General features: G+C 59.0%; 9 protein-coding genes. 3 read left to right on the top strand and 6 right to left on the bottom strand.

Annotated elements, in window-relative coordinates:
* Positions 1–8: 8 nt before the first annotated feature.
* Genes LJD29_RS08840 through LJD29_RS08830 form a run of 3 tightly spaced genes read right to left on the bottom strand, consistent with a single transcriptional unit; the run spans position 9 to position 2649 of the window.
* Entirely contained in the window at positions 9–1424 is a 1416-nt protein-coding gene (locus LJD29_RS08840) for a flotillin family protein (protein WP_446745396.1), read from the bottom strand.
* A gap of 26 nt (positions 1425–1450) precedes the next feature.
* Positions 1451–2038: an NfeD C-terminal domain-containing protein gene (locus LJD29_RS08835; protein ID WP_446745395.1), complete on the bottom strand. Its 588-nt coding sequence runs from the start codon at positions 2036–2038 to the stop codon at positions 1451–1453.
* Positions 2039–2058: 20 nt separating this feature from the next.
* Positions 2059–2649 (bottom strand): helix-turn-helix domain-containing protein, encoded by a 591-nt coding sequence (locus tag LJD29_RS08830; protein WP_446745394.1) that lies wholly within the window; start codon positions 2647–2649, stop codon positions 2059–2061.
* A 171-nt stretch (positions 2650–2820) separates the two neighbouring features.
* Here LJD29_RS08830 and LJD29_RS08825 point away from each other — a divergent pair, with 171 nt between their 5' ends.
* Positions 2821–4863 (top strand): beta-L-arabinofuranosidase domain-containing protein, encoded by a 2043-nt coding sequence (locus LJD29_RS08825; RefSeq protein ID WP_446745393.1) that lies wholly within the window; start codon positions 2821–2823, stop codon positions 4861–4863.
* 46 nt (positions 4864–4909) lie between these two features.
* On the opposite strand, the gene LJD29_RS08820 is transcribed toward LJD29_RS08825, so the two are convergent.
* Together LJD29_RS08820 and LJD29_RS08815 are read right to left on the bottom strand one after the other, a co-directional pair.
* Positions 4910–6805 (bottom strand): hypothetical protein, encoded by a 1896-nt coding sequence (locus LJD29_RS08820; protein ID WP_446745392.1) that lies wholly within the window; start codon positions 6803–6805, stop codon positions 4910–4912.
* Positions 6802–8550, bottom strand: coding sequence for an alpha-amylase family protein (locus LJD29_RS08815; protein ID WP_446745391.1), 1749 nt, complete (start codon positions 8548–8550; stop codon positions 6802–6804). Before LJD29_RS08815 ends, LJD29_RS08820 begins: the two co-directional genes overlap by 4 nt.
* 347 nt (positions 8551–8897) lie before the next feature.
* On the opposite strand from LJD29_RS08815, the gene LJD29_RS08810 reads away from it, so the two are divergent.
* On the top strand, positions 8898–10613 hold the full coding sequence (locus LJD29_RS08810; protein ID WP_446745390.1) for a carboxylesterase/lipase family protein: 1716 nt from the start codon (positions 8898–8900) through the stop codon (positions 10611–10613).
* A gap of 67 nt (positions 10614–10680) precedes the next feature.
* Complete coding sequence (locus tag LJD29_RS08805; protein WP_446745389.1) at positions 10681–11574, top strand: alpha/beta fold hydrolase; 894 nt, start codon at positions 10681–10683, stop codon at positions 11572–11574.
* Here the strand turns inward: LJD29_RS08805 and dnaB are convergent.
* Entirely contained in the window at positions 11568–12959 is a 1392-nt protein-coding gene (gene dnaB, locus LJD29_RS08800; protein ID WP_446745388.1) for a replicative DNA helicase, read from the bottom strand. The two genes, LJD29_RS08805 and dnaB, sit on opposite strands and share 7 nt — an antisense overlap.
* Positions 12960–13053: the final 94 nt, after the last annotated feature.

Here is a 13053-nt window from a genome sequence, read left to right as displayed (position 1 = left end):
TGCCTCCTTTATTGCGCCTCCGGCGCACGCGGTGTCATCTGTTTCACGTTATTCATCAAATCGGCCATCTTCATGCCGCTCAGCGCTTCAAACAAGGCCGGAACCTGTGCTGCGATCTGTGTCATTTCTCCGGTCAGCTTGTGCGCTCCTACTCCAGCCTGTCCGTCGCCTCCAGTAGAGACGATGGTGATCTTGTCCACCTTGCTCAATGGTTCGCTCATGGCGCGCACGACTTCGGCCATGTTGCTGATCAAGCGATCGACCACTGCGGCCTGCGTCCATTCCTGGTAAGCCTCGGCCTTCACGTTCATCGCCTTCGCTTCAGCCTCGCCTTTCTGGAAGATGATGCTGGCTTCGGCCTCACCCTGCGTTCTGATCGCGGCGGCCTTACCCTCGGCCTCGGCCATCAGGCGAGCACGTTCGGCTGCGGCGAGGTTTTCGATGCGCTGGCGCTCGATCTCAGACTGCTTCAGTACGGTAGCGATCAGCTCTTTCTCGTGGCGCAGAATTTCCGCTTCCTGCACCTTGACCTGCTGCTCCTTCTCTACCTGCATGACTTTGACCTGCTCGGCAACCACCTTCTGCTGCATCACGTTCGTCTGCAGCTCATAAGCCTTATCTGCCTGGGCTTCCTGCCTGCGGCTCTGTTCTGTGTACTCCGCCTTCTTGATAGCCAGGTCGCGCTCAGCCTCGGCCTGCTTGGCAAGCGATGCCGTCTCAGCGATCACGCGATCCTGATCACTGATAGCCTTGGCAACCGCAGCTTCGCGCAGGGCATTGGCACGCTTGATGGCCGTATCGCGTTCGGCTTCCGCAGCGGCAATTTCCGCGTCGCGGCGAATGCGCGCAATATCAGGCCGGCCCATGTTGGTGATGTATTCGTTCTTGTCGCGTACTTCGCGAATGGTGAAGCTCACGACTTCGAGCCCCATCTTGCTCATGTCGTCGGCGCAGGTGGAGCGCATGCGCTCGGCAACCATTTCCGGTTCCTTCACAATCTGTTCGACGGTCAACTGGCCAATAATGCCGCGAAGGTGGCCTTCCATCACCAGCCGGATCAATCCTTCGCGCTGATCGGCAGATTTGGTGAGGAACTGTTCCGCGGCGGTAAGAATCGACTCCTGGTCGCTGCGCACCTTGATCTGGGCCACGGCTTCGACCGTGACGGCAACACCCTGCTTTGTATAGAGATCCTGCTGAGGAGCCACATCAAAACTCATCAGCTCGAGTGACAGCTCGCGCGCATGCTCGACGATCGGGAAGATCATCGTGCCATGACCTTTGATCACGCGGGGACCGCGGAATCCAAAGACAATCAACGCCTCATTCGGACCAGCCTTGCGAAACATCTTCGCGATGACGGTTGCCAACAGCAACGTTGCCAACACCAGCAAACCGATAACGACAATAACAGTGCTCGACATAACATCCTTTCCTGAATTAACTACCTCTACTGCAAGCTTCTATGTTCGGCGGACGGCAACTGCTCGACCGCCGCGTCCCATGTCCTCACATAAGCGATTCCGCGCTCATAGTGCATAACAACAACCTCTGTCCCGCGATCGAGCGGCTCGCCGTTTTCACTGCGCGCCGGAATCGAACGCAGCGCACCCCCCTGCGAAAACAGAACCTCACCGGTAAGGCCACTGTGCATCGCCCCGGTTACCCGGCCGGCGACGCCAACGATCTGCGTTTCTTCTGCCGTCAGCTCGCGTTCATGCGGGGCAAGCACCCTTGCAAGCAGCCAGAAGATAGGCGCCGCGCCCGCCAGGCCACCAGCCGTCGCCAACATGAGTGTCGCCGGTACCAGCAGCGAAGTGTAGTGATGCAGCAGAAACCCCACACCTCCAAACCAGCACAGGAAGGCCGTAATCGTGAAGCCGTTGATCGGCGCTATGGACGCCTTGCCTCCTCCATGCGCGGCTGCTCCGTGTCCATGCGATCCGAAATGAATATGGCCGCCATGAAAATGGAACGCTCCGCCGAGAAACGACAGCACCGCCAGCGCCAGCCCCACCCCGAAACAGACCAGATACACTGCGTCTCCGCTCCACATACTCAGGCGCTCCTCTCTTTCTTCCTGCTCATCCGCGTGCGCTTTGCAGGCGAATGATTTCCGGCAGTCCGTCGTGCCCGGCCTTTCTCTTCGACAGGTTTGCGATCCTGCGAAGGAGGCGCAGCAGACTGGGGCCGCAACGCATCCATGAGCCGCGGAATGAGGCTGGGCGTCTTCATGATGGATTCGAGCAGGAGAAGACATCCCCGCGTGTCCTCATGATTCGCAACTGCCAGGAGCGCCCTGCACAGATCAGGATCGCGACGAAACTTCTCAGCACCGGCAATCAGCCACATGTCCAGGCGATTCTCTGTGGTCTGCAACTGGCTGAGCAGCTCTGGCTGATATCCCTCGGGATCGTCCAGCAGGTAACCCGGATGCACCTTAAAGAACCGCGCCAGCAATAGACGTGTTGTGTTGGTCAGGTGCGGCCGCGCTCCGCTCTCTATCTGCGAGAGGTAACTCTGGCTGATGGTTGCGCCCATCTCGCTGGCGATGGCGCGCACCATGTCCTGCTGCGTCAGCGCCCGGCCAAGGCCGCGAAGGTTTCCTTCGACCTCTCTCAGATACCGCAATTTATCGCTTAGCTTCATAGCCTTATTGCAAAACGCAATAACTATATTGCGGATTGCGATAGGTTTCAAGTGAAATCGGCGTGAATTTGAAACTCGAAGATTCGCAAGGTTTTAGCCGGGAAAGCTTGGCTCGAAACCGGTGCAGGGACGAAAATATCTAGGTCTGAACTTCGTTCTCCTGGGGCCTCTATGATTCGTCGTCCATCCTTGCCTACAAGCCGCCGCCGCTTTTTGAAGCAGGCCGGAGCTGCGGCTCTTGTCTCCTCGGTTTCACTGCAACGCTATTCCGCTCAGGCTTTGCCTGGCGCCGGGCTGGCTGCTTCGCCTCGTCCTGCAGTGAAGAACCGTGCGCCGTTAGCACCCAATGCTTTTTCCACGTTGCCGCTGGGATCGATCCGTCCCACGGGCTGGCTGCGCGCGCAGATGGAAGTGCAGGCAAATGGACTCGGCGGCCACCTCGATGAAATCTGGGCCGACGTAGGACCCAACAGCGGTTGGCTCGGTGGTAAAGGCGAGTCGTGGGAGCGCGGGCCTTACTTCATGGATGGCCTGATTCCACTGGCTTATCAGCTGGATGACTCCCGGCTGAAGGCGAAGGCACAGAAGTATCTTGACTGGACGCTCGGCAGCCAGACCACAACCGGCATGTTCGGCCCAGCGAGCAACGACGACTGGTGGCCGCGCATGGTCGCGCTGAAAGCGCTCACGCAATATGAAGAAGCCACCGGCGACCCACGCGTGATTCCCTTGATGTCGCGCTACTTTGAATGTCAACTGAAAACTCTGCCCACTCGTCCACTGCGTGACTGGGGCAAGTTTCGCTGGCAGGACAATGCGCTGAGCGTGATATGGCTTTATAACCGCACCGGCGACGCGAAGCTGCTCGACCTGGCAAAGCTGCTGCACAAGCAGGGCTTTGACTGGGAGGCGAACTACGCGAACTTCCGCTACACCGAGCGCATCACGCCGGAGTTCATCAAGCTGAACGAAGGCCAGGGGCTCGGCGATACTGCACTGGCCACGCACGGAGTAAACAACGGCCAGGCTCTGAAGACCGGTCCGGTATGGTCGCAGGTAACAGGCGAGAAGAGCGATCGCGATGGCCTTCGCGTTATGCTGGGCGCGCTCGACAAATACCACGGCCTGCCGAATGGCATGTTCTCCTGCGATGAACACCTTGGCGGCCCGAATCCTTCGCAGGGCAGCGAACTGTGCACGGTGGTGGAAACTATGTTCTCGCTCGAGCAGTCGCTTGCGATCACTGGCGAGCCGTGGATCGGCGACCGGCTCGAACGTGTGGCTTACAACGCGCTACCGGGCACGTTTACCGACAACATGTGGGCGCATCAGTACAACCAGGAGCCTAACCAGGTCGAGGTGAGCCTGCACAGCAAGCCATGGACGACCGATGGACCGGAGTCGAACATCTACGGGCTCGAACCGAATTTCGGTTGCTGTACGGCAAACTTTCACCAGGGATGGCCGAAGCTTACCGCCAGCCTCTGGATGGCTTCTGAAGACGACGGCCTTGCAGCGGTTGCATACGCGCCGTGCGAAGTGCACACGATTGTACGCGGAACGGCCGTGCACGTTGCGGAAGAGACCGAGTACCCCTTCCGAGGAGCGATTCGTCTGCGCGTCAACCCGGCTTCTGCATTAAACTTCCCGCTACGGTTACGAATCCCCGAGTGGGCAGGAAGCGCTGCGACCATCCACGTGAATGGTGAAGCGCAGCCGGCTCCGCAGGCCGCTTCATTTGCAACAGTAAAACGCACTTGGAAAACCGGAGACGTTGTCGAGATTCGCTTTCCGTTGACGCCGCGCATTGCGCGAGGGTTCAAGGAGTCTATTTCCATCGATCGCGGACCGCTTGTCTTTTCATATCCCATCGGCGAGGACTGGGTGAAGCTTCGCGATCGCAAGGAAGCTTCTGACTGGCAGGTCTTCCCATCGTCGCAATGGAACTACGCGCTCGCTGTCAGCGATAACAATGCACATGAAATCGAAGTAACAGAAGCAGAGATCGGGGAGACGCCGTTCACATTGAAGACTCCGGGAGTGAAGCTGGGCGTGAAAGGACGGAGGCTGCCTTCGTGGCGCGCAGTGGATGGTGTTGCCGAGCCGGTGCCGCAGAGCCCGGTCACAAGCGACCAGGAAGAAGAGCAGCTTTCGCTGGTGCCCTATGCTGCTGCGAAGCTCAGAATCACTGCGTTTCCGGTGCTGAAGAGCTGAGCAGGCAAGAGTGTGCAGTCTGCAGGAAAACCGTCGTGGGTGATGCTCATTGCGCAAGCGTGTAAACATCCACGCCGCCGTTGTAGTTCGGCACATAGATCTGGCCGCCATCGATCACCGGCGGATCGAACTTGTTGAAGAGGAACTGTACTCCCCAGCGCTGGGAATCCCACAGGATGTTGAGCGATCCATCTGCAGCGGGATGCACGGGATCGTAAACAAGCAGGCGTCCATCGACGACGTGTGCATTGGCGTCGCCGTACGGAATCGTACAGACGAGGATAGCCGAGTCAGGATCTGCTCCGTTGCTTGCACCGGAGCAGAAACCACCTGGCATGCCGCCCGGCGAGTTGCCGCGTACATCGGCGCTGGCATACTCGTTGCTTTCGGCGACGTAGGCAAGCCTGCCCGACTCGCTGATCTTCCATTTATGAAGCTGAGCGTTCTCGCCCCATGCAAAGATCGTCCACGACTTCAATAGAGGATCGTAATACTGCACCGGTGTCATATGCAGATGTGCTGTGTCGCCACCTGGAAAAAAGTTCAGCGTACGCGGATCGGCAGGGCAGGCGTCGACATTTCCCGGGCTCATCGTGAGCCACACAGGCGGCGATGCCAGCTTGGCGCAGTTGCTTTTTGGATTGTTGAGATCGGCCAGAGTCGTTCCGCCCATCTTCGCAGTCTTAATCGGGTAGCCTATTCCGTCCTTGCCGCTTGCCACGCACACACCTATGGCGAAGATGCAGGCCGGACCCGCCGATCCCCAATCCTCATCGGACCACGCCCCAGCGGCCATTTGCGGATAGACAAGCAGCATCGGCTTTCCACGCTCGTTTAGCGTCGGTACAAGTTTCGCTTTATCGAGCGGCATGCTCATGCCACTGCCTACCGGCTTGATCGCCTCGGAGGGCGCATTCATGCCCGCCAACTTCTCGGCGGCATTTGCGGCGGCCTGAGCCTGCCCCGTGCGCTGGAGATCGGTGTAAGGCGTCCAGTGGTCCACTACTTTAAAGGTGGCAGCGGTTGCGCCCGACGGCGGTGTGTATTTGAGCTTCAGAAATGATTCACCCCACTGCGACGCTCCATCGAAGTCTCCATTGCCTGTGATGAGATAAAGATTGCCGCCGGCGTCGGCGGCCGCGCCCTGGCCTGCCATCCATACACCAGCGCCTTCACCGGCGGTAAGTGCCAGCATCGCCGTCACCTTGTTGGTGAAGGTATCGAAAGCGAAGCAGTAACCCGAGGCTCCGCCCGCAGTTTCGTAGACCGTTCCGGAGCACGCGAAGACCGTCTTCACTCCGTTCACATTTGTCTCGACAAGCGAAGAGCGCTGCTTACGCATCGATTTATTGAAATCCTGCCCGTTGCTCGTGCCTTCAATCAGCACTGGTGGCACAACTTCACTTCCGTCCGAGACCTTGCGGACAAACATGTAATAGCGCGCAGTCTTCGGAGTACCGGAGTTATCGGGAGAAACCCAGCAGATCTGGTAAAGCCTCTGCAGCTCCGCATCGATTACGCCGGTTGAAAGGCATCCCCAATGATCGTTGATAACGTGGGCGTCTATGTTTGCCGATCCGTTAATTGGCATTCCAAGAGTCACCTGCCAGATAGCCGTGCCATCGTGCGCATCGACTCCGCGTACAACATCGGCCATGGAAGGCAGAACCATCACGTCGCGCTTTCCCTGCGCAGTCATGACGTCCGGCAGGATCAACGGTTGCGCTTCCATGCCACGCGCGTCACCGATCACCGGGATGATCGTCGTCCGCTTGATTCCCTTCTGGCTTACTGATGCCTGGGTCAGCATCGTCTCATGTGAATTCCATCCGCTGCGGGCATTATCGGCACTGCGCGTCAGCCAGGGAACCATAGTCTGCGCTGAGAGACCGGCCACTGCGAACAGAACGGTGAGTGCAAAAAATGCTAGAGCGCGTTTCATCCTGCAACTCCTGTGTAGGTAATGGAGAGTTCGAAATCGGTGCCGGTTGCAGGTAGACCTTCGCCAGTTACGGCGACGGTATGCCAACCGGAAGATGTTGTCTCGCCTGCTCGCACTTCCGCGCCGGAGCCTATGCGCGCCGTAGCGACGGCTTCATCATCGGAATTTGTAACCGTTACAGTCACCGATGCACCTTCAGGCAATTTTGCGGCAAGCCTGGGCGAGACTTTCGTGTTCTTGGCACAGCAAATGCGCTGCGGCAAATTCCGCTCCGTGTTCGTTGCGGGCATCACATCGAGATCCATCGCAGCAAAATACGTCTGCGTGGTCGTGCGACTCTTCTCAGGGACAGCCTGGTCAACGCCTCCAGGTGCGAAGCAGAGATACGATTGTCCGCCAGAGAATGCATTCGACGGAATGGTAAAGGTCGCATTGCCGTTCCCGTCGGTCCAGATATCTCCATGATGCCCCGTATAGTCATGCAGCCAGCGATTCGGCCCGAAGGGCGTTCCACAGGTGATGGTGCGGGGCGAGAGCACGTTGAAGTTGATCGCGGTCAGCAGGCCGCCGCTCCAGCCTACCGCTCCGCCATTGCCGTCACGTGAGGCCACATGTACATCGCGATCGACCCAACGTACTTCGTAGTTGCCGAAGGCGAAAGTACGATTGATCCAGCAGAGATTGTCGATAAGCGGTTTGAGTCCATAGGCTTCTGGCCACACCGATCCGGAATAGTAATCCTTGCCGTAGACCATCGCCACGCGCAGTGGCAATGTAAGCAGATAGGCGTAGGCGATGCCCTTGTTGGTAATGACCTGTTCGCCAAGGCTGGTATCCGTGTCAGGGTTATCGACGAAGCCAACCGCCAGGCCTGGATTCCACTGCCAATATCCCGCGCCACCGGCATCGAAGAGCGTTGCGTCGAAGCCATTGCAGGCCGCCTGGATGCGGAAGTGCAATGTGAAGTCGGCCACGGCAGACCGGCTGTTCATCGGCTCGGATGTTGCCCACCAGTTCAGATTTGCAGGGTTGCCGTCGAAGTACTCGCTGTAGAACGGAGCATCGGGCACCGCATCCATGATGCGCCGCACCGACTGCACATGCGTTCCCTTCACGTCATCGAAGCGGAAGCCGCTGGCTCCGGTGCGCGCCTTCGACCAGGCAAGGTAATCCTTCGCGTCGTTCTCGGTCACACCCGGCGGATTGCAGTGCTGGTAGCTGATCTCGCGGCCGAAGGGGATATCGTCAGATCGCACCGGTACGTCGTCTTCGCGGCAAAATGGCGGAATCGGGTCATTCTGATTCAGCCCGCCACGAAACCATCCGGGCGTCGTCTGGCCGCGCCCGTTCATGGTGCTGCCATCGGCTCCGGCATAACGAAAGACGCCAGGACCGCCGTTCTCGCCAATCAACTGGTGCATCACCATGTCTCCCCAACTCTCGCAGCCGTGTGCGTTGAGCGCGGCAATAGCGGCCATCAGGCTTTCGAGCGAACCGTAGCGGGTACCGTTGAGATTGCGGCGCTGATAGATTCCATAGCCATCGCATCCCGCGCCTGCGCCACCCTGCGCGAGCGACCACGGAGGCAGCTGAACAAGGTCAAAGGTCGCACCGATCTCAGCCGCCTGGGAGCGCAGCATGTCCCAGAGCCATGGCTTGCCTGGATCGGTCGAAGGTGCAGGCACCGTCACCTTGTTCCCGTCTGCATCGAAAAACCTGCCCCACGCGATCAAGCCGACCGCCATGCGTCTACCTCGCTCGGAACTGGACGGAGATATATTGCGAATGCAGTTCGCACGCATAATCGCATAGGTGTAACGCGAATTCGTCTGAAAGTTTTTCGTTGAGGAATGCTCACCAGCTGCAGGTTTATGCAGTTTTTCCTCGGGGTTCTAAAGCAGGATCTTGTTTTCCCGTTGCCAGCCGTGCAAGCCGCGAAATAAAGTGGCTGGTCGGCTGCCAAAACGATGGCGCCGAACTCGCATTCAATGACCTTCTACTTTCAATCGCTGACGAACTGGCGAAATACTCCGCCAAGCACTGAAGAACTTTGCAGAGCGGAAGTTACTCCGAGGAGAAAATGGCTGACTCGATGAATTCCCTTATGGAACGCCGTACATTGTTGAAGAGCGCCGCAGCACTGGCTGTGGGAGGCGCTGTAAATACCGTGCTGCCCGCAAAGGCACAGGCCGAAGCGCCGCCTGCACCGGAACCCGGACAGATGGTCGTTGCCTCTGCCACCGATGCCGTCGTCGAAACCAAATCCGGAAAGGTTGCGGGCTACATTCGTAAGGGCATCTTCACTTTCAAGGGCATTCCTTATGCCGATACCACCGAGGGCGCAAACCGCTTCATGCCTCCGAAGCCGGCCAGGCCATGGACAAGCGTGCGCAGCTCGCGTCAGTACGGCCCGATCGCTCCGCAGTTGCAGCGAAACCTCTCCGGCAAGAACGACGAAGAGGCCTTCATGTTCGCCTGGGACGATGCCATCACTCGCGAGTACCAGGCTGGCTCCAATGAAGACTGCCTGCGTTTGAATATCTGGACGCAGGGGATCAATGACAATAAAAAGCGCCCGGTGATGGTCTGGCTGCATGGCGGCGGCTACGCGAACGGGTCGGGCAACGAACAACTCGCCTACGATGGCGAAAGCATCGCACGCCGCGGAGACGTGGTGCTGGTCTCGATCAATCATCGCCTCAACGTGCTTGGCTATCTCGATCTCTCCGCATACGGAGATGAGTACAAGCATTCGGCCAACGTAGGCATGATGGATATCGTCGCATCGCTCGAATGGGTGCGGGATAACATCGCAAACTTCGGCGGCGATCCTGGATCGGTCACGATCTTCGGACAGTCAGGCGGAGGCGGCAAGGTCAGCTTCCTGATGAGCATGCCTTCGGCGAAGGGGCTCTTTCATCGCGCCGTGGTGGAGAGCGGCTCCACGCTTCGTGGCCGTTCGCCCGAAAATGCGAAGGCCTTTACAGAAAAGGTTCTCGCAGAGCTCAAGCTGACGAAGGCCAACATTGGCGACATCCACAGCGTGCCTTTCGAGAAACTGCTGGAGGCTTCACAGTCCGTGCTGCAACACGAACCGCAGCCGCCACAGCATGCTACTCCGTCCTCGCGGCTGGCCGAGTTCGGCGGCCTGTCTCCGGTCGTCGATGGCGAGCTGATTCCCGCGCATCCCTTCGACCCGAAGGCTTCGGAGTTCTCCGCCGATGTACCCATGATCATCGGCACGGTGCTCAACGAATTCAACAACGGCATGAATCATCCCGAGTATGAAGACATGACCGAGGCCGAAGCCCAGGCCAAGCTGCGCGAGATGTACGGCGATCACGCACCGCAGATTTACGAGGCCTTCCGCGCCGGCGCAAAAAACAAGCCCTTCGACATCTACTCCCAGGCTGCTGCCGCAGGGCGCATGCGCCGCAACGCCATCAAACAGGCGACGGCAAAGGCCGCGCTCGGCAAGGCTCCCGCCTATCTCTACTGGTTCAAATGGAAGACACCGATTCTCAATGGCCGTCCGCGCGCCTTTCACTGCGCGGAGATTCCATTCGTCTTCTTCAACACCGAACGCTGCGACACAATGACAGGCGGCGGACCTGATGCCATGGCGCTGGCGGAAAAAGTCAGTGACGCGTGGACGCGCTTCGCCCGCACCGGCAACCCCAACCATCCGGGACTGCCGGAGTGGAAGCCATTCACCGCGGAGACCGTACCGACCATGATCTTCGACAATGATTGCGAGATGGCGATGAACCCCGACGCTGCGGAGATGAAATCCATCGCGGAAGCATAAGCAGAAGCGCCTCACTCATGCCGCAATCGGTGAGGCGCTTCTTTATTCGGGACATTATCCTATCTGCATGAACGTTGTTCCGCTGGCTTACGATCGCTTTGGCTCAAATGACGATGAAGCAATTCTGCTGATTCCGGGATTGGGAACGCAGAGGATTCGATGGACGGATGCTTTCTGTCACGGCCTGGTATCGCGAGGCTTCCAGGTCATTCGCTTCGACAATCGCGACAGTGGTGAGTCTACGCATCTGGCTGAACTGCCCGCGCCGAACCTGCAGGCATTCATCACGCAGGCGCGCAGCGGAATACCCGTCAAGGTCCCCTATACGCTGCGTGAAATGGCGGCGGATGCCATTGCTCTGCTCGATGCACTGCACCTCGATCGCGTCCACGTAGCAGGGCGCTCGATGGGCGGAATGATTGCGCAGATCGTCGCCAGCGAATTCCCGCAGCGAACTCTCTCGCTGACCTCGATCATGTCGAGCACAGGGAATCCGTCGCTTCCTTCCGCCGCGCCCGATGTAATGGAGCTGATGATGAGGCAAGCACCTTCTCCCTATGAAGATGAGGCTGGATATCTAGCCCACGGCCTCGCCTTCGCCCGGCGAATCTCCAGTCCGGCTTATGAATTCGATGAAACCGCCTATCGGTCCCTGCTGCTCGAAGAGGTGAGACGCCGCTACGACCCCCAGGGCTTCGCGCGGCAGATCGCAGCACTGGCGTTCACTGGCGATCTGCGTCCACAGCTGGCAAAGATCACTGCGCCAACGCTGGTGATTCATGGCGCAGACGATCCGCTGGTTCTTCCCGCATGCGGAGTGGACACTGCAGCATCGATCCCTGGCGCGGAGTTGATGCTGATTGAAGGCATGGGGCATGACCTGCCGGTTGCGCTTTACGAGAGAGTCATCGAAGCGATAGCAAAGACAGCCCGTCGCGGCTCGACGGCCATTACTCAGTAATCGCCACCACCGTAGTCAAGATTCTCAAAGCGCGTGCACTTCGAGAGGTACGCAAGCTGCACCGAACCCGTCGGACCGTTACGCTGCTTGGCGATGATGATCTCGGCCTTGTTGGCCGTCTCTGGATCGGGTTCGCCATTCTCGTCGCGGTTGTAGTACGCCTCGCGGTGGATGAACGCGACTACGTCGGCGTCCTGCTCGATCGAGCCAGATTCGCGTAGATCGGAGAGCATCGGCTTCTTGTCGCCGCCGCGCTGCTCCGACGAACGCGAGAGCTGCGAGAGCGCGATAACCGGGATGTTCATTTCCTTGGCCAGCGCCTTCAGTCCGCGCGAGATGGCAGAGACTTCCTGCGTGCGGTTCTCGGGGCCTTTCTTGCCCGCGCCGCTGCTCGCGGTCATCAGCTGCAGGTAGTCGATCACGATCAGGTCGAGGCTGCCGGTGGACTGTTTGAGGCGGCGTGCCTTGGCGCGCATCTCGGTCAGCGAGATACCCGGTGTGTCATCGATAAAGAGCTGGCACTCGACCAGCCGTTCGAGCGCAGCGGAGAGCTTCTCGTGGTCGTCGCGGCCGAGAAATCCCTTCTGAATCTTCTGCGAGTCGACCAACGCTTCCGAAGCCAGCATGCGTCGCAGCAGCGACTCCTTGCTCATTTCGAGCGAGAAGACGGCGACCACGTTGCCGCCTCGCACCGCCGCGTTCTGCGCGATGTTGATGGCCCACGCCGTCTTACCCATCGAAGGACGGGCGGCGATGATCGTCAGTTCCGAGTTCTGCAGGCCGCTGGTCATGCGGTCGAACTCGGTAAAGTGCGTGGCCAGGCCGGTGACTTCGCGGCCCTCCTTATAGAGGTTGTCGATCGTGCCGAAGGAGTCGCGCACGATCTCCGGAATACCGGCGAAGCCGCGGGTGATGCCTTTTTCCGTGACTTCGAGCAGCGAGCTTTCCGCTGCATTCAGAATTTCCAGCGCTTCTTCGCCCTGGTCGGCTGCGCGCGTGATCGAGGTCGAGCAGATGTTGATCAGCTGGCGCAGCAGCGACTTGTCCTTAACGATGCGGACATACTCATCGATGGACAGGCGGCGCGGCAGCCCCTCGGTCAGCGACGCCAGGTAGGCGACGCCTCCGATGGCCTCGACTTCCTTGCGGCGGGCCAGTTCTTCGGCCAGCGTAACGATGTCGACGGCGCGGCCGGCGTCGATCAGCTCGGCCATACGCGCAAAGATGCGCTGGTGCGAATCGAGGGCAAAATCCTCGGCGCGCAGCTTTTCCGCTGCCTCGTTATACGCCTGATTTTCAAGGAGAATTGCACCGAGAATGGAACGCTCGGCGTCTATAGAAGCGGGCAGGCCGCGCTCAAACGAAATATCTGCCGGAGTGGCCATGTTCTCAGTTTAGGACCCAATGGGGGACGCAGCGTCCTCCACATCTTCCTGTGGAAGCTGTGGAACCCTGTGGAAGTTGATGAAAAATGGGCTA

This window comes from Silvibacterium acidisoli (genome assembly GCA_022870745.1).
GTDB lineage: Bacteria > Acidobacteriota > Terriglobia > Terriglobales > Acidobacteriaceae > Silvibacterium.
The sequence above is the reverse complement of the archived record's forward strand: the minus strand, read 5'-3'. Positions and strand labels throughout refer to the sequence as shown.